We start from the raw sequence: 17,003 nt of genomic DNA, 5'->3' as shown, positions 1-17,003 counted from the left end.
TTACTTTCCTAATTGTGAACGTGCGATCTTTCTGATCTTAGCTAGAGCATCTTGCGTTAAGTAATTGATTAACACTGCTTTATAAACACCTTTAAAGACAAAGAGGCTCCCGGCAGAAGCGCCAATGACTTTAAACTTTTCAATCAGCTTTAAGATGTCTTCCGGTGAACCGGCACCACCAAGGATTGTCAATGGCACACTAGCTAGATCTCGCACCTTTTCGGCTAACTTCATATCGTAGCCTTTCATCATTCCATCTTGATCTATTGAGTTGATGACGAGCTCACCAATCCCAATTTCTTCTAACTCAGATATAACTTGCTCAAGTTTCTTTTTTACTTTTTTCTTACCGTTATGAGTGTAAATCTCATAACTGCCAAACAAAGTCTTTTTGACATCTAAAACGACAACGACACTTTGTTTGCCGATAATGTCAGCCATTTCTCGAAGCACAGAAGGATTGCTCAATGCCTCGCTTGAAATCGCTACTTTTTCAACACCCAGTTTAATAATTTCTTGCGCTTGTTGAGGAGTTTTAATACCCCCGCCATAACACAGCGGCATTCTGCTCTCATTAGCAAGGTGCTTGATCATTTGGTAATCAGGCGACTTGTTTTCAACCGTTGCGTCGATGTCTAACACGATCAGTTCATCGACTTCTTTCTCATTAAAGATTTTGACGGCGTTAATCGGGTCCCCAACATATTTCGAATCTTTAAACTTTACAGTTTTAACTAGCCCTTTGTTATGGACGAGCAAACATGGGGATACTCTTGATCTCAACATAATGAAAACTCAGCAAAATTCTTAAATAAGTTAATACCATTAGAGTGGCTTTTTTCTGGATGGAATTGGAACCCAAAAATATTGTCTTTTCTTACGGCACAACAAAAGTCATCACCATAATGTGCTTTAATGAGTACATCTTTCTCGTCGTGCGCTTCAAAGTAATAAGAGTGAATAAAGTAAAACCCTTTTTCACAGTCAATATTACTCAGTAGAGGATGTGCTTCCGTTGGCTCAATTTCATTCCAGCCCATGTGCGGTAGCTTGGGCTTAAAATTAATTTTAGACTCATCAAACTTTTTAACCGACGCGTCAAACCAACCAAGTCCGGGCAACTCCCCTTCATCACTACTTTTAGCCATAACTTGCAAGCCAACACAAATCCCTAAGACTGGCTTCTTTTCTACCATCGCAAAATGGTCAAGCGCCGCTCTCATACCTGACTTTTCAAGCTGTGTCATAGCTTCGTCAAATGCCCCAACACCTGGCAAAATTATCTTGTCAGCTCGTTCTAAGTCTTCAGGAGTACTGGCAAAGAACGTTTCTATTTTTAGCTTAGTAAATATATTTTGAATGGCTTGAATATTGCCAGAGCCATAATCTACTATCGCGATCATCTCTTGCCGCCTTTTTCAAGACCTAGCCTTCTCATCACTTTTGCACCTAAATCATAAATAGACTGTTGATTCTTATAATCTTTGTAAGTCTTATTTGGTGCTTCAAGGTACCCTCTGAGTTCATCTGTCGTGATACCTAGCTTATTGGCAATATAGCTAAAATCATCATCGATTGTTTCAGGATCATATGGTGGCTTTTTCAATTTTTCGAGCGCGTCTTCCCTTGTCATTTGGCCCGTCACGATTAAGCTAGAGTACTGAACTTTTCGGGTGTCATAGCCAAATTTTTCATAAAGCCAATAAGCTTCATAAAAGCGAGTGAAACGTGACTCAAAGTGTTTTTGTGCGTAACGCTGGTATCCATAGTTGTCTACTAAAAACTGCGTTGCTTCTTCTTTGTCATAAGGCATAAAGTCGAGAGGTCTATAAAGCTTAATCCCCTTGATGTACGGCAAGTACACTTTGTGCCATAAAATATTCGTCAGTGGGAAGTTTTTAAGCTTTTTAGTGCCAAACTTTTTCTGAATATCTTTAATTTGACGAGAGTCCGACTGGAAGTACATCCACTCTAGTGGGTTGCGGATACACTCTGTAGAATAGTTACCACCAGTTAAAATATGCTTGATTTTATGCTTTGACGCGAACTTATACATCGTGGCGAAAAACGCGTGATCTTGCGGTGTATCAGTGTGAGAAACACCCGCTTTGAAGAAAGAAAGCTGTAAATCTTTCATTTCTTCCCAATCGATCACTTCTGTATAAAGATCTAAGCCAAGGCGATCTACTATCTGCTCAATATTATGAACAGCTTGCTGAGAGTTCCAGCCTGCGTCAACGTGAAATACCAGCGGCCTTAGACCTAGTTTTTCTTTTGCTAAGTAAACTAAATATGAGCTGTCGATACCGCCACTCATGCCAATAATACAATCGAACTCTTTGCCTTCGCCTTCTTTTTTAATATCAGCAGCAATCTTCGTGATCTCTGCCCATCCCTTTTCATCTGTGTGCCAATTAGGCTCAATATCATTGTAAAAAGTTGTACAATGATCACAAACTCCATTCTCGTCAAAAGTGATTTTTGAATCCGTTGTGTCCATGACACAATTTGTGCAAACTTGATGTGCCATTAGTATTCTTTGCTCCATACCTTGACGTATTTTCTATATTCTTTGTGTGCTTTTTTCGAATATTGCCACTTTAACTTGCCCGGTATCAAGCCTGTAGAGGCATGGCAATAGTGCTGAATTTTGATGGTTGGGCGATAGTAAAATTGGAACCCTTTACTTCTCAGCTGTTTAGCTAAGAAAAACTCTTCATACATAAGGAATGTATCGGTAGGCAACCCATCAAATAATTCAAAGTATTTTGCCGTTAGCAAGTAACATGCGCCATACCCTTGATAAATTTCTTGTTCAACATCGAACTGCTCTTCATCTTTACGATCAGTAAATGAATGCGTTAACTGAGCCAGTTTGACTATCATTCCTGCAAATAAGTAGTGAGTATGATAGATATCGTATATGAACTCCCTCACCTTACTAATCTTTTCAATAACGTGTGGGTTTTGCTGCGTACCATCAAGCATTCTGATGTTGGGGCTAATGACTGGGTAGCGTTCTAACAAGGTTTCATCAGCGAATATTTGCTGTTTAAAAGCTTTGTCAAACAGCAGATCATTGTTGCCGACAACGAGTACCGTTTTTGGGGTATAACTTGGCAACTCTCGGGCTTCCTTTATGCCTGCATTAAGGCCAGCAAAATACCCAAGGTTCTCTCTGTTGTATATAACAGTTAAATTGCTGAACTGCTTTTCGAGTTCTTTGAGTTTATTGACTTCTATTTCTTTAGAGCCATTGTCAACAACGATTACAGGTTCATCACATGCATCAGAACTTTGAATAGACTTAAGAGCCTTTTCCGTAAAGTCGCTATTGTTAAAATTGGTAAAAACAAAAATTATATTCGACATTGCCAAACCGTTATTAATTACCTAGTTATTTTCTGTTCTTATACGTTCAGACCGAAACAGTGCGAAAGCAACTATCAACAGCATTTCGTGTGCCCCTCGGCTGTATATTTCTAGACTTTTGTAATTCATAATGAATAGCAATAGTATGTAGATTCCAAGGAAGCGAGAAAGTATATAAACGTCCGTATCTTCAGTTCTTTTGGATATGTTATATGCATTTATCAATGAACGGAAATATAGAAGCAAAATGGCAATTGTTCCAATTATTCCTACATGAAAAATAAGTTTAACATACCCAATATCCGTACCATCCGGGTCCAATCCCAAACCCAATACGGCTTCGATAAAGTTAATATTAAATAAAACTGCTAAGTGATCTCCAAGTAAGGTATCTAAAGTACCTCTCGTCCCGTACTCCACGGTCACCTGGGATTCACCTGCAGTGGCGATATTTAGTTCAAAAGTATGTGCAAAAATAGGCAAAAGTACCTGATAACCGGCATATAAAACGGCACCAGCCAAAACAATCGCTAGCATTTTCTCCCACCCTTTAGAAGTATTGAAGGTGGAAGCTGCAAAGTACACAAAGAATAACGCGCCTAAAACCATCCCAGTACGAGATGACATCGTCCAGCAAAAACACGCCAAAACAATTAACAGCAGATAATACTTATTTCTAAAAACTTGATAGTTTATAAAGTAAAACACCATTGCTGCAACTGAAATAAGCGAAGCTGTATCAAAACTTGACGACAACCCCATCTTTCTATTTTTATATTCTAAAAAGAACTCTGATGAGTTGGACATACCAAATACGTTTGCCATCGCAATATTGATTGATGGAAAAACAGTCTGAGCTATAACCGCTAATAAATGTAAAAAGAAGATAACACTCAGCACTCTCCTCAAAGTATGCGGTGTAATGTTTATAAGTGCGCAGAGCATAAATATGTACAGGGTCGCTATAAATACACGCGTGTACTTGCCTAGTACATACAGATCCGTTCCCATTCTCAAAAACATTATCGCCAATGTCCAAAAGAGAACAAACGCTGAAATGTAAATTACAAAGCCTTCTTGACCAACAGAAATGCCACGCTTTCTATAGTTAAAAAACAGAAAGATTACGAGTAACCCAGTATTCACTGCCAATGTCAGAACAACAGAGAACGGGTTATAGTAGTTAAAAAATACAAATAACAGTGTAATAAACAACTGCTCGTTTTGGCTTCTGTCCGCAATCATTACAGGTCTAATTCCTTTTCAGCTTGAGGAAAAATAAATTAAATAGATAGTACACATAGTATCCAAATAAATTTATTTTAAACCCTAGCTTTGAAACAAACTTAAAAGCCAGACCAACCTTGCCTTGCAATAGCGCGAGTATAAAAAACTCCGAAATAGTTTTGGCGTATAGTTTCTCTGGTGAACGGCAGTACTTATTAATAACCTGTACGACTCGTTCAAAGTGAACTGGCAGATTCGAAGACGTATTCCCACCGTGAAGAATTCTTAAAAAGACAGGCTTATCAATAAAGTCAAACTTCTTCGACTCTTTCTGCATTTTATTGAACAGCCTAATATTAAGCACCCAGTCATCAGCAATTAAGGATTCGTCGTACACTTCATCCATATCAGATACAAAGCTCTTTCTAATTAGAGCCGATTGAACAAATAGGCTTGGCACGCAGGTCGTTACATATTCATACATGCTGTCGGTGCATTTTTTCTCAAGCAGTTTCAGATCTACTTTTTTATGAACTAAGCCGGAGTTCACACCATTAATGATATTTGAGCCGTTTGCATAACAAAGCACAACATCGAGGTCCTGCTCCATCATTTCTAATTGCTGCTCAAAACGGTTTTCAGTAAACATATCATCAGAGGTCAAGAAGCATATGAAATCACCAGAAGATGCGCGTATCAGCGTATTTAGGTTTTTTGCAATTGCGTGTATACCCTGATGTTCATTTTCAATTAGTTTTATTTCAACTTTTGGATCTTCCATATAAGTTTTAACAACATCCACTGTATTATCACTAGATCCATCGTCAAGTACGATGATTTCTAGCTCAAACTTATCCGATATGTTTTTCTCAACGCTTTGTATGGCGTCCAAAATAAACTTACCGTGGTTATAAGCAAGCATAAGTACACTTACTTTTTTTAATTTTTGTCGCATCACAACCTCAAGAGTACTTATGCTTTTGCGCTTAAAAACAAATTGTTCTTTAAATTGAGCATTACCAGTACAAGAATTACTAGCCAATAAAAGAAGTAATTTACTGTATACCCTAACACCGCACCTTCTATACCAAGTTGGTTTGTGAAGTAGACAATAAATCCATAAAAAGATGCTGAGAAAAACATCTCTGTCCCAATGAAAAGCCTGAACATTGCCTTACCTATCATTAGGTACGCGACAACCCAACTTCCTATTTTTAACGTATCACCGATTAATTGAATTGCGAGTAGCTCTGTGATCGGTGAGAACTCTTCCGTAAATAGCAGATGTACGATAAAGTCCCTAAACAGATATATGCCAACACCCATAATGGCAACAGCTGGTAAAATCAGTTTATAGCCATTGAACAGCTCTTTTTTGATGTCCGCATAGTTATCAAGTTCAGAAAACTTAGGTAAGAAGTAGACTGCAAGCGTAGTTGTTACAAACATGAGGTATGCTGCACTGAGCCGCATTAGAGCTTCCCAATACCCTGCTTCAACCCAGCCAATTGTCGTCCCGATATGTTCTCTTACCAACATTTGTGTAATTGGAGAACAAATAGCAGTTGTAATTGCCATTAGAGAAAACATCGAGATATTCTTAGCAATTTTTGGGTCTAAACGACCAATCAAGAAAGATATCTTAAACCAATCCAATCTTAAAATAATGAATAGCGTGGCAAAAAAGCTCACTGACTGATATATCGCTAAAGACAGTAACGCACCGTATAAGCCAAGAGACATCGATAACGCTATGGTGATCACCAGCGATATGATACTGCCGCAAATATTTGCTGCAACGTAGCTTGGAATTTCTTTCTTACCGTTTATTATTGCCAGTAGCAGCGCATTGAATACGAAAAAGACTAGCGTAATAGCAAACCATACAAATACCGAGCTTAGCGACTCATCTTTCAGTAATGCTACGGCCAAAACATCTTTCAACAAGATGAGAATTACCGCGCACACAAGTGCACATATGACAGAAAGCATGCCAGCTGTTTTCCACAACTGCTTCTGAGCTTCAAAGTCGTCTACATATTCGGCAGTATACTTTGTAACGCTATTTTGTATTGCGCCACTGGCTATTGCCGTTACCATCTGAACAGCATTATGAAATTGGCCGATGGTTGCGTAGCCCGCTGGACCAACAAAAGTTGCGAGCACCTTGTTGATGATCAGCAAAGTGATCATCTTAACAACGACAGCAATACCATTTAAAAAGCTAGTCTTTAAAAGAGTCATGACCTTACTCTACAGAGAAATTATTGCAGCTTTGAATCACAGCCTGAATTTGCTCTTCAGACATGACCGAGCTAACTGGTAAGCTTAAAACTTGCTCGTGCAACTTTTCTGAAATTGGTAACGTCAAATCATTATATTGCTTATATGCCCCTTGCTTATGCGGCGCAGTAGGGTAGTGAATAAGCGTTTGAATACCTGAATTAAGTAGATGCTGCTGTAACTGCTCACGTAATTCTGTTTTGATAACAAACAAATGGAAAACGTGACGCTCAGTTTCTTCATAAATAGGCAGTTCAATGTGTGGGTTATTAATGCCCGCTTTGTAACTGTTAGCGACATTGCGTCTATTTTCAATCTCACGATCCAAATGTCTCAGCTTAACTCTCAACATAGCAGCTTGCATTTCATCAAGGCGACTATTAACCCCCTGATATCTGTGCACATACTTCTCTTCACTGCCGTAATTCGATAACGCTCTGATCATTGCAGCCAGCTCAGGATCGTTAGTCGTCACAGCACCGCCGTCGCCTAGAGCACCTAAGTTTTTACCAGGATAAAAACTAAATGCACCAGCATCACCCCAAGCACCCGCCTTGTGCTCAGCTTCTTGAGCGCCATGCGCCTGAGCACAGTCTTCAAGCACTAGTAGGTTGTGCTCTTTTGCCACCTCCATGATTTCTTGCATTGGGCTAAGCGCACCATACAAGTGCACCGGAAGAATGACTTTGGTTTTTTCTGTCAGAACCGCTTTTATGCCTTGTGCATCTAAGTTAAAGCTTTCAGGGTTTGGCTCAGCAAATACCGGCACCAAATTATTCTCCGTTATCGCTAACACTGAAGCAATATAGGTGTTGCCCTGAACAATAACTTCATCGCCGTCTTGCAATTTGCCTAGCTCTTTCCACGCTCTTAGCGTTAAGATAAGTGCATCAAGGCCATTACCAACACCAATTGCCTGTTGAGTACCGCAATACTCTGCAAATTCTTTTTCAAAAGCTTTAAATTCTGGGCCTTGAACATACCACCCAGAGTCAATAACACGACTACAAGCTTCTTTTAACTCTTCTTTATATTGTGCGTTTAACGACTTCAGATCTAAAAAACTAACCATTTAAATTCCACTCATAAAAGTCAATTACAGCGCTTCTAGCACCGAACCCTTCCTTTTGGGATAACAACCCTTCGTTTAAGTATTTCCCTGCATTCTCAGTAGAAATACCAAAACTAAATACTCGACTTTCTCCTTCATGGAAACGCTCAATCAACGTTCCTATCAATAAATCAAGCGCACCCACAGTCTTGCCTTCATCTGAAGTTGCAAGGTATTGAGTGTGTTCTACTGAATCAAAGTTAAACATCAACGCGCCTGCCAATGCTTTACCATTTTCTTCAGCAATATATAGCTTTATATTTTTTGGGTGCCTTTCTTTCAGCATCTCCAGCTCTTCAACTGAATGAACCGGTTTCACACCGTGCTTCTCTAGTGCACCACTTAACAATCCATAAAAACCAGTAATGTCGTCGGACTCTGTAATAACAACGCCATTGCCGCGAGCTTTACTGATCAGAGCTTTGCGCCCTTTTGATAACTTTAACTTACGGCCATTATATATAATACTCGTAAGATCCCTGCGAATTAACTGAGCGCCATCATTGAACAGGAAGTATACATCCTCTTCAGAAGGCAAGTCATGCATGAAATGTGGTGAAGCTTTGTATATGACACTAGTAATGTTACAACCTAATAAATACTCTTTTAGGCTAGTCAGGATCTCTGCAACTTTATTCGAGCGAAGCTTTCTGCTCAGTACTAGCCCACCAAAGGTTAAACCGCCATGGCTAACTAGTTGATCTTGGTTTTGATTCGCAGGTAAAACAGCAATTAACTGCCCTTCGTCGTAAAACATAACCGAGTGATCATCAAATCTATCCGAATGATAGTCCATGAAGCTTCTTAAAAAGAAGAAAGCATTCATTTTACTGTTTTGAATAAAACTGTTCCAAGTAGCCAGATCTTCTGGGTTATATCTTCTACAACTTACCATGATTCTAACTCCGCTAACCCAAATCCATGCTTGCCCATATCGTTACCATTATAGAAACAAAGGACTTTATCTCCCACATTGATTAGTCGTGGGTAACAAAGGTGTCTCGAATCAAAACCATCGCTTGAAAGCTCTAGTCCAAACTCTTGATCTCTTCGCTGCCAAGTAATGCCATCGTCAGAATACGCGACACCTGGGTAATAATCTTCACCACTGGTGCTACCTTTGGTATAAAACATCAGATAACCAGAATCCAGTTTGTAGACGGACGGCCTACCAATACGGTATTCAGTGCCTTCATTATCTACACACAATACACTTAGTCTATCATGCGAAAAATTGATGCCATCTTGAGATTCAGTGTATTTAATATGGTATTGCGGGTAGTCAACACCATTGATGTTTTCCCAACCTGAACCAGCTGCATACCAAAATCTCCATACTCCATTTTCATAAAGCGCGGTATGAATAGCATTGATAGTTAAACCATCGTCACTTCTATCTAGAATTGGGGTTTGTTTAACTCTTTCGAAAGTTTCCCCACCATCATGGCTGACGGCTAACCCTGAATAAGCTAAAAACTTGGCTTTTTTAACGAGTTGAAAACCAACATAGTACATTCGAATTTCTGAGCCATGTCGAACAACATCACCTAAAATCACACCATTATCGTCAAAACAGCCATTTTCACCTAAGTCCAAGCACGGCTTATCTGAAACTTTAACTACTTTTGTAGGATCGCTTATTAATACGTCCACATAGCCAATTCTTGATGCGCCTTGAGCATCGCGAAAACCCGCGTAAACTCTGATAACTTCGTCATTTAGTTTGAAGGGTGTCGGTGTAAGGGCACTATCTGCGTGCCACTCTACATTGCTTTTGCCGTCAAAAATGAGGCCAAGTTTTTTCCATTTCATAATGTGATTACAAATCCACTGAGTAAGCTGACTTTTTCGCTAATTCTTTTGCAGGGCTGCCGAAGTAAATCTTTCCTTCACCCTCTAAACTTTTGTTTACTAGGCTTCCTGAAGCCAAGATGCAATCTTTTCCGATTGATGTGTGATCATTAAACGTAGAGTTCACACCTAAGAAACAGCTTTCACCGATGTTACAGTAACCTGAAATTACAACGTGAGATGAAACGAATACATTATTTTGAATTTTTGTCTGGTGGCCAATGTGGTTACCACTCCACAAAATAACGTTATCACCAATTTCAACAAACGGCTGAACTGTATTGTTTTCAAAAATAAAGCAATTCTCTCCAAGCTTCACATTGCGCCATACAAATGCATGCGAACTAACGTAAGTTGCGAGCTTATAACCTTTATCTTTAGCTTCGTGGAACAATTGAGTTCGGACTTGATTCAGTTTAGAAGCAGGAATGGCAACAAATGCATCGTACTCAGATGGCGGATATTGCTGCTCTAGAGTTTCAAATGGTACAACTGGAACTGAGCACATTTCCTTTTCTTTCAAATACTCTTCATGTACTGAAAATGCAACAACCTCATAATCAGAATCATAAGTGAAATATTCGTACGCAATATGTGCTAATTCGCCAGCACCAATTATTACAAGTTTTTTATCTTTCATCTGTTATTTCCTTGTTTGCTTAAGGTAATCATCATAACATCTTATATAGTCAGACTCGTCATAATACTCGCTGGCAAGTACCAACAATACACAATCTTCACTGAAGTTATGCATCTCTCGCCAGACTAAGCCTTCGATTAACAAGCCTTGGTCTGGAGATTTCAAATTTACTGTTTCTTTGCTATGGCCATCGTCCAATAAGATGTCACAATTGCCACTGACACAGATGAGTAATTGCTTCAAGTTTCGATGAGCGTGAAACCCTCTGGCAACACCACTTTGAGTGCCATAAATGTAATAAACGCGCTTAATATCAAAAGGGATATCTTTATTACCTTCTAAAGCAATCAACTGACCTCTGTCATCGCCAATTACTTTTAAAGACTGTTCATTTATCAAACTCATTTTTCCCTTCTCCCCTCTTCTGTGGGCTTGGCAGTGAGAATAATCTATTACCCTCACGAACCTATGTTAGATAACTTTATCAATCAAAATGCTCAGTTACACGGTATTTAAATCAGCTTGCTAAATACAAGAGAAAGTAAATTTAAATGCCAGTATTAAGGTATCCACCTAATAAACTGAGTTTCTTATAGAGCTGTTAGTAAACCTGTATCCAACTCTTAACTTCTAAAGCGATACTTTGAGGTCATCCAACACTTTTTCTAATTGAACTTGCCAGTGATAATTAAAATCCGTTCTGACCGTTTTCATTAAGCTAAATGCAGGCCTTTTCGCTGGTGTAGGATATTCCTCACTAGGAATTGGGTTTACAGGGATCTTTGCTGTTAAAATCCCTTTGTCATATGCAATACTTTGTATTGCAACAGCAAAATCATACCAACTAGCTACACCTAGATCGCTGTAGTGATAGCGACTATCGACACTTTCACTCTGAGCTAAAAACCACAAAAATTGAGCTAACCCTTTCGCATTAGTCGGGCAACCAATTTGATCTGCTACAACATTTAATGCTGGTTTGTCTTTCATCAGCCTCAACATGGTCTTCACAAAATTATTGCCAAACTCTGAATACAACCATGATGTTCTCACCACAGCTGAGTTTTCGGCATAACAACCTTCAATGGCTTTTTCGCCAGCCAACTTGGAAGCACCATAAACCCCAATGGGATTTGTTTCATCTGTCGTGCTATATGCTCGACTCTGAGAACCATCAAATACAAAGTCTGTTGAGACATGCAAAAAGCGCGCAGCGTGTTTTTTGGCCGTGATAGCGATATTTCTTACGCCTTCTTCATTTAATAAGAAGGCTTGTGATCTCTCACTCTCAGCTTTATCGACATTGGTATAAGCAGACGCATTAATAACAACATGTGGTTGATAATCATTAAATTTTGCTTCTAGATCAGCTAGCTTTGTGATATCAATTTCATTACTACCTAGGCATATTGCTTCAATAGACTCAGGTAGAGTTGCAACAAGCTCTTGAGCTAACTGTCCACTTTTACCGATTATAATCGCGCGCATCACGTTATTGACCTAATCTTTCTCTTTGATAGCTACCGTCTTGAACACGTTGACACCAGTTAAGATTCTCTAAATACCACTTAACAGTTTTTAGGATACCCGAATCGAAAGTTTCTTCTGGGTGCCAGCCTAGCTCAGTATTTATTTTAGATGCATCAATTGCATATCTAACATCGTGACCGGGTCTATCTTTAACGAAAGTAATCAACTCTTTAAAGTCACTTATACCATTCGGCTTTTCAGCTACCAGTGTATTTAAGTGTTCGCAAATGGTGTTTACAACTTCAATATTTTGCTTTTCGTTGAAACCACCAATGTTATATGTTTCGCCTATTTTGCCTTCACTGACAACCTTAAATAACGCTCTGGCGTGATCTTCAACAAATAACCAATCTCTTACTTGTTTACCATCGCCGTAAATTGGTAAATCTCTCCCATCCAATGCGTTTAAGATCACCAGAGGGATCAGCTTTTCAGGGAAATGGTAAGGTCCATAGTTATTTGAGCAGTTGGTAAGTACAACTGGTAATCCATATGTTCTATGCCAAGCTCGAACTAAGTGATCTGAAGACGCCTTAGATGCTGAGTAAGGTGAACTCGGCTCATATGCAGTTTCTTCAGTGAAAAGACCTGTTTCACCTAAATCACCGTACACTTCATCGGTTGAGATGTGATGGAATTTAAAGGTTGCTTGCTTATCAGAATCTAGAGATAGGTAATAAGCACGTGCAGCTTCTAATAACTCGTACGTACCAATCACATTTGTCTTGATAAATTCACCAGGTCCATCAATCGAACGGTCTACGTGACTTTCTGCTGCAAGGTGCATAACGTAGTCTGGCTGGAATGTATCAAACGCCTCTTTGACTGCCAGAGCATCACAAATATCGGCTTGAACAAAGTGGTATCGTTCACTATTAGAAACAGAATCTAAAGACTCTAAATTGCCCGCATACGTCAGTTTGTCGAAGTTAATGACTGTATGTTCTGTTTCATTGATTAAAAAACGAATTAAGGCTGAGCCAATAAACCCAGCTCCACCAGTTACTAAAATTGTTTTTTTCATCGTATATTCTCAAATTTTGGAGCAAGCTCGAAGCTCAATCCTTTTAAATCTTTTTCGGACAAGTTTGGTTTGTCACCGTTAACCAAAGGCCAATCTATATTGAGCGTTGGATCATCATACCTAAGCGATACTTCAGAATTTGGGTGATAGTAGTCTGTGCATTTATAAACAAATTCAGCACTTTCAGACATCACATAAAACCCGTGGGCAAAGCCAGCAGGAACCCACAACTGTCTCGCATTATGAGCGGATAAATTAACGCCAACCCATTGACCGAAAGTTTCTGAGTCTCGTCTCATATCGACTGCGACGTCGTAAACTTCCCCAGAAGTAACTCTGACTAATTTACCTTGAGTTTGCTCTGTTTGGTAATGCAACCCTCTTAAAATACCTTGCGAAGACTTGGAGTGATTGTCTTGAACAAATGTGACATCTGCACACTCTTCACGAAACCAATTATCTCTAAAGGTTTCCAAGAAAAAGCCTCTGTCATCGCCAAATATTTTAGGCTCTATGATTTTTACATCAGGGATGCTCGTTGATATAACTTGCATATAAAATGCTACTCCTGCAATAACTTAAGCAAGTACTCTCCGTAACCGCTCTTGCGAAGAGGTTCAGCAATATCTAATAGCTGCTCTCGAGATAGCCAACCATTGCGATATGCCACTTCTTCTGGGCAGTTAATTTTAAGACCTTGGCGCTTTTCAACAGTGGCAATGAAGTTCGCAGCTGATAGCAGGTCATCATGTGTACCTGTATCTAGCCAAGCAGTACCACGACCCATGATCTCAACTTTTAACTTTCCGGCATCTAAATAGTGCTGAATGACATCAGTGATCTCTAATTCACCACGTGCTGAGGGCTTAACTTGTTTTGCCACTTCAACGACGTCAGCGTCGAAGAAGTACAAACCAGGTACCGCATAATTTGACTTTGGATTCTGTGGTTTTTCTTCAATTGACACAACACTGTTGTTTTCATCAAACTCAACAACACCGTATGCTTTCGGATTAGCAACATGATAACCAAATATAGTCGCTTCATCTGTGCGTTTATTAGCACTCTGAAGAGACTTAGTTAAGTTATGGCCGTAAAACAAATTGTCGCCTAAAACCAAAGCACATGCACTGCCATCTAGAAACTCTTCCGCTAGAATAAATGCTTGTGCCAGACCGTCTGGAGATGGTTGAACTTTATAAGAAATAGACACACCAAACTTACTGCCATCACCAAGAAGAGATTCAAAACGAGGCAGTTCCGCTGGTGTTGAAATAATTAAAATTTCCTGAATGCCGGCTTGCATCAACGTTGCCAAAGGATAATAAACCATAGGTTTATCATAAACTGGCATTAATTGTTTACTTACCACTGTTGTTAACGGGTATAAGCGTGTACCGCTTCCTCCCGCCAAAATAACCCCTTTTCTCATAACATCTCCTCTATAAGTGGTATTGAAAGCCTGCTGAATCAATTAAGAAATCTTTATCAAACTCAACATCTTTAAACGCGCTATGCCTCACCAGTAATACATGTATATCCGCAAATTCAAGCGCATCTGTTTTATTTAACAACTCAATATTTTGTAAGTTATTTGGCAATGATTGAATATTTGGCTCAACGGCAAACACTGGACCGCCGTGAAATTCACTAATTGATTTCGTGATTCTTAATGCAGGACTTTCTCTTAAGTCATCAATATCAGGTTTAAATGCTAAACCATAACAAGCAATTTTTACGTCACTAATCGTTTTTGAAGGGTTTTGCTGGAGAAAGTCAGCAATAGCTTGCTTGACTTTATTTATTACCCACTCAGGCTTATTATCATTCACTTTACGAGCACAATGAATAATATTCGCCTCTTCTGGTGTTTTGCTCACGATAAACCATGGGTCAACTGCAATACAGTGCCCACCGACACCAGGACCTGGTTGTAAAATATTAATTCTTGGGTGACGATTTGCGAGTGAAATCAACTCCCAGACATCTATGTCTAACTTGTCACAAATCACAGACAATTCGTTGGCAAATGCTATCTGCACATCTCGACATGAGTTTTCAGTCAATTTTGCCATTTCGGCTGTTCGAGCATTGGTCTTAACGCACTCACCAGCGACAAATATCTTGTACAACTCAATTGCAGCCTCTGAACATTTGTTAGTCATGCCACCGATGACGCGGTCATTCTCAACAAGTTCTCTGACCACATGACCTGGTAAAACACGTTCTGGGCAATGAGCGACTCTAATATCTGAGTTTTCACCTTCTTGTTGTGGGAAGGTTAAATCTGAGCGCGCAGCGGCTAACCACTCTGCCATTTGTTCTGTAGCACCCACAGGAGAAGTCGACTCAAGAATAACTAAATCACCTTTTTTAAGTACCGGTGCTATTGCTTTACTTGCCGCCTCTATGTATGCAAGGTCCGGCTCTGGGACTTCTGAACCATTATTTTTAAATGGGGTAGGCACAGCAATTAAGAATGCATCAGCAGGCTCAGGTGATGTCGTTGCTTTCAAATACCCTTCAGTCACAGCTGCATGAACAATCATATCTAGTTCAGGTTCTACAATATGTATTTCACCTCGATTAATCGTCTCGACGGCATGCTTATTTACGTCGACACCAATCACCTTTTTTTTACGTGAGGCAAACATTGCTGCAGTTGGTAAACCTATGTATCCGAGGCCAACCACCGAAATTGTATTAAAAGACATGGAATCCCTTTTGTTATTTAAACTTTAAATTTAAGAGCTATCAATAGTCAAACATTAGCTATGCTTAGACTCAGCCAATATATCGCATATTCTTTGACTTGCAGAGCCATCACCATAAGGGTTGTGGGCGTGGCTCATAGCTTGATAACTGGCTTCATTGGTCAATAATTCATTGAGTGTTGAGGTTATAACTTCAACGTTCGTACCCACTAATTTGACGGTTCCAGCTTCAACAGCTTCAGGGCGTTCAGTGGTGTCTCTCATAACTAAGACCGGCTTGCCTAAACTAGGCGCTTCTTCTTGAATACCGCCCGAGTCTGTCAATATAATATGCGCCTTGTTCATTAAGTAGACAAATGGTAAATATTGTTTAGGTTCAATAAGGTGAACATTATCAACCCCTCCCAAGATGCGTTTTACTGGCTCTTGAACATTTGGGTTTAGGTGAACAGGATAAAGGATCTGTGCTTCAGGGTGAGCCTGAGCCGTCTTTGCAAGAGCCTCACAAATCCTTTCAAACCCGCCACCAAAGCTTTCTCTTCGGTGACCTGTTACTAGAATTAATTTCTTGGTATCGTCTAAGAATGGAAATTGCTCAGATAGCGTTGCTGATAAGTCACTATCTTGTTCAATTTTCTTTTTAACCATGAATAAAGCATCAATCACGGTATTACCCGTCACATAGATATCAGCTTTATCATAATTCTCTGATACCAAGTTATTTTTAGAGGTTTCTGTCGGCGCAAAGTGGTATTTGGTCAATGCACCTGTAAGCTTGCGATTCGCCTCTTCAGGCCATGGGGAGTAAATATTACCAGTTCGTAGACCAGCTTCCACATGCCCAACAGCAATCTGCTCATAGTAAGCAGCCAAACTAGCAGCAAAAGTAGTCGCAGTATCACCGTGTACCAATACAACATCGGGTTTAAACTCTTTTAATACAGGTGTGAGCTCTAAAATAATACGGCTAGTAACTTCAGGCAGTGTTTGCCCAGCTTTCATGATATTTAAATCGTAATCGGGAGCGATCTTAAATAGCTCTAACACCTGATCAAGCATTTCACGGTGCTGTGCAGTCACACATACTTTTTGTTCAAAACGCGCATCAGCAGCTAAAGCATGTACTAGCGGGGCCATTTTAATGGCCTCTGGTCGTGTTCCAAAAACTGTAAGAACTTTCACCGTTTTTCCCTTTTACCTAATGTTTACTACTACGCGATGTCAAATCGCAGTTACATAAGCCTATTGCGG

The 17,003-nt window shown here is 39.6% G+C and carries 18 protein-coding genes; all 18 read right to left on the bottom strand.

The annotated features are described in order from the left end of the window. The 18 genes from N480_RS21140 to wecB all read right to left on the bottom strand — a co-directional run bounded on the left by N480_RS21140 (position 1) and on the right by wecB (position 16,934). Positions 1-786, bottom strand: a complete 786-nt coding sequence (locus N480_RS21140) for an AglZ/HisF2 family acetamidino modification protein (RefSeq protein WP_063374421.1) — start codon at positions 784-786, stop codon at positions 1-3. After that, positions 780-1,403: an imidazole glycerol phosphate synthase subunit HisH gene (gene hisH / locus N480_RS21135; RefSeq protein WP_063374420.1), complete on the bottom strand. Its 624-nt coding sequence runs from the start codon at positions 1,401-1,403 to the stop codon at positions 780-782. The genes N480_RS21140 and hisH overlap by 7 nt, the downstream gene beginning before the upstream one ends. After that, positions 1,400-2,530 (bottom strand): N-acetyl sugar amidotransferase, encoded by a 1,131-nt coding sequence (locus N480_RS21130; protein ID WP_081225397.1) that lies wholly within the window; start codon positions 2,528-2,530, stop codon positions 1,400-1,402. The genes hisH and N480_RS21130 overlap by 4 nt, the downstream gene beginning before the upstream one ends. After that, the gene (locus N480_RS21125) at positions 2,530-3,372 is read right to left on the bottom strand and encodes a glycosyltransferase family 2 protein (RefSeq protein ID WP_063374419.1); all 843 of its coding nucleotides are present in this window, start codon (positions 3,370-3,372) and stop codon (positions 2,530-2,532) included. Before N480_RS21125 ends, N480_RS21130 begins: the two co-directional genes overlap by 1 nt. 21 nt (positions 3,373-3,393) lie before the next feature. After that, entirely contained in the window at positions 3,394-4,617 is a 1,224-nt protein-coding gene (locus N480_RS21120) for a hypothetical protein (RefSeq protein WP_063374418.1), read from the bottom strand. A 7-nt stretch (positions 4,618-4,624) separates the two neighbouring features. Then, positions 4,625-5,554, bottom strand: a complete 930-nt coding sequence (locus N480_RS21115; protein ID WP_063374417.1) for a glycosyltransferase family A protein — start codon at positions 5,552-5,554, stop codon at positions 4,625-4,627. A gap of 17 nt (positions 5,555-5,571) precedes the next feature. After that, on the bottom strand, positions 5,572-6,843 hold the full coding sequence (locus N480_RS21110) for an O-antigen translocase (protein WP_063374416.1): 1,272 nt from the start codon (positions 6,841-6,843) through the stop codon (positions 5,572-5,574). A 4-nt stretch (positions 6,844-6,847) separates the two neighbouring features. After that, positions 6,848-7,954: a DegT/DnrJ/EryC1/StrS family aminotransferase gene (locus N480_RS21105; protein ID WP_063374415.1), complete on the bottom strand. Its 1,107-nt coding sequence runs from the start codon at positions 7,952-7,954 to the stop codon at positions 6,848-6,850. Next, positions 7,947-8,888, bottom strand: a complete 942-nt coding sequence (locus tag N480_RS21100; RefSeq protein ID WP_063374414.1) for a GNAT family N-acetyltransferase — start codon at positions 8,886-8,888, stop codon at positions 7,947-7,949. Before N480_RS21100 ends, N480_RS21105 begins: the two co-directional genes overlap by 8 nt. Beyond that, entirely contained in the window at positions 8,882-9,805 is a 924-nt protein-coding gene (locus N480_RS21095; protein ID WP_063374413.1) for a hypothetical protein, read from the bottom strand. The genes N480_RS21100 and N480_RS21095 overlap by 7 nt, the downstream gene beginning before the upstream one ends. 7 nt (positions 9,806-9,812) lie before the next feature. After that, positions 9,813-10,484: an acetyltransferase gene (locus N480_RS21090; RefSeq protein WP_063374412.1), complete on the bottom strand. Its 672-nt coding sequence runs from the start codon at positions 10,482-10,484 to the stop codon at positions 9,813-9,815. Positions 10,485-10,487: 3 nt separating this feature from the next. After that, a complete protein-coding gene (locus N480_RS21085; RefSeq protein WP_063374411.1) occupies positions 10,488-10,889 on the bottom strand; it encodes a sugar 3,4-ketoisomerase in 402 nt (133 codons plus the stop codon). Between the two features lie 225 nt (positions 10,890-11,114). After that, on the bottom strand, positions 11,115-11,972 hold the full coding sequence (gene rfbD / locus N480_RS21080; protein WP_063374410.1) for a dTDP-4-dehydrorhamnose reductase: 858 nt from the start codon (positions 11,970-11,972) through the stop codon (positions 11,115-11,117). Positions 11,973-11,976: 4 nt separating this feature from the next. After that, positions 11,977-13,038: a dTDP-glucose 4,6-dehydratase gene (gene rfbB, locus N480_RS21075; protein ID WP_063374409.1), complete on the bottom strand. Its 1,062-nt coding sequence runs from the start codon at positions 13,036-13,038 to the stop codon at positions 11,977-11,979. After that, positions 13,035-13,592: a dTDP-4-dehydrorhamnose 3,5-epimerase gene (gene rfbC / locus N480_RS21070; RefSeq protein ID WP_063374408.1), complete on the bottom strand. Its 558-nt coding sequence runs from the start codon at positions 13,590-13,592 to the stop codon at positions 13,035-13,037. Before rfbC ends, rfbB begins: the two co-directional genes overlap by 4 nt. Before the next feature lie 8 nt (positions 13,593-13,600). Next, positions 13,601-14,470 carry a glucose-1-phosphate thymidylyltransferase RfbA gene (rfbA, locus tag N480_RS21065; protein WP_063374407.1) on the bottom strand — a complete coding sequence of 290 codons (870 nt, stop codon included), beginning with the start codon at positions 14,468-14,470 and terminating at the stop codon, positions 13,601-13,603. A gap of 10 nt (positions 14,471-14,480) precedes the next feature. Beyond that, positions 14,481-15,752, bottom strand: a complete 1,272-nt coding sequence (gene wecC / locus N480_RS21060; RefSeq protein WP_063374406.1) for a UDP-N-acetyl-D-mannosamine dehydrogenase — start codon at positions 15,750-15,752, stop codon at positions 14,481-14,483. Between the two features lie 54 nt (positions 15,753-15,806). Beyond that, positions 15,807-16,934, bottom strand: a complete 1,128-nt coding sequence (gene wecB / locus N480_RS21055; RefSeq protein WP_063374405.1) for a non-hydrolyzing UDP-N-acetylglucosamine 2-epimerase — start codon at positions 16,932-16,934, stop codon at positions 15,807-15,809. Positions 16,935-17,003: the final 69 nt, after the last annotated feature.

The sequence above is a fragment of the Pseudoalteromonas luteoviolacea S2607 genome (genome assembly GCF_001625575.1).
Classification (GTDB): Bacteria; Pseudomonadota; Gammaproteobacteria; order Enterobacterales; family Alteromonadaceae; genus Pseudoalteromonas; species Pseudoalteromonas luteoviolacea_E.
The sequence above is the reverse complement of the archived record's forward strand: the minus strand, read 5'-3'. Positions and strand labels throughout refer to the sequence as shown.

Excerpts from the sequence above, each read along its gene's own strand:
- N480_RS21110 (WP_063374416.1), bottom strand. The coding sequence starts at position 6,843 with ATGACTCTTTTAAAGACTAGCTTTTTAAATGGTATTGCTGTCGTTGTT.
- rfbB (WP_063374409.1), bottom strand. The coding sequence starts at position 13,038 with ATGAAAAAAACAATTTTAGTAACTGGTGGAGCTGGGTTTATTGGCTCA.
- N480_RS21140 (WP_063374421.1), bottom strand. The coding sequence starts at position 786 with ATGTTGAGATCAAGAGTATCCCCATGTTTGCTCGTCCATAACAAAGGG.
- N480_RS21100 (WP_063374414.1), bottom strand. The coding sequence starts at position 8,888 with ATGGTAAGTTGTAGAAGATATAACCCAGAAGATCTGGCTACTTGGAAC.
- N480_RS21120 (WP_063374418.1), bottom strand. The coding sequence starts at position 4,617 with ATGATTGCGGACAGAAGCCAAAACGAGCAGTTGTTTATTACACTGTTA.
- wecC (WP_063374406.1), bottom strand. The coding sequence starts at position 15,752 with ATGTCTTTTAATACAATTTCGGTGGTTGGCCTCGGATACATAGGTTTA.
- N480_RS21095 (WP_063374413.1), bottom strand. The coding sequence starts at position 9,805 with ATGAAATGGAAAAAACTTGGCCTCATTTTTGACGGCAAAAGCAATGTA.
- N480_RS21105 (WP_063374415.1), bottom strand. The coding sequence starts at position 7,954 with ATGGTTAGTTTTTTAGATCTGAAGTCGTTAAACGCACAATATAAAGAA.
- N480_RS21125 (WP_063374419.1), bottom strand. The coding sequence starts at position 3,372 with ATGTCGAATATAATTTTTGTTTTTACCAATTTTAACAATAGCGACTTT.
- rfbC (WP_063374408.1), bottom strand. The coding sequence starts at position 13,592 with ATGCAAGTTATATCAACGAGCATCCCTGATGTAAAAATCATAGAGCCT.
- N480_RS21130 (WP_081225397.1), bottom strand. The coding sequence starts at position 2,530 with ATGGCACATCAAGTTTGCACAAATTGTGTCATGGACACAACGGATTCA.
- N480_RS21090 (WP_063374412.1), bottom strand. The coding sequence starts at position 10,484 with ATGAAAGATAAAAAACTTGTAATAATTGGTGCTGGCGAATTAGCACAT.
- rfbA (WP_063374407.1), bottom strand. The coding sequence starts at position 14,470 with ATGAGAAAAGGGGTTATTTTGGCGGGAGGAAGCGGTACACGCTTATAC.
- N480_RS21085 (WP_063374411.1), bottom strand. The coding sequence starts at position 10,889 with ATGAGTTTGATAAATGAACAGTCTTTAAAAGTAATTGGCGATGACAGA.
- hisH (WP_063374420.1), bottom strand. The coding sequence starts at position 1,403 with ATGATCGCGATAGTAGATTATGGCTCTGGCAATATTCAAGCCATTCAA.
- N480_RS21115 (WP_063374417.1), bottom strand. The coding sequence starts at position 5,554 with ATGCGACAAAAATTAAAAAAAGTAAGTGTACTTATGCTTGCTTATAAC.
- rfbD (WP_063374410.1), bottom strand. The coding sequence starts at position 11,972 with ATGCGCGCGATTATAATCGGTAAAAGTGGACAGTTAGCTCAAGAGCTT.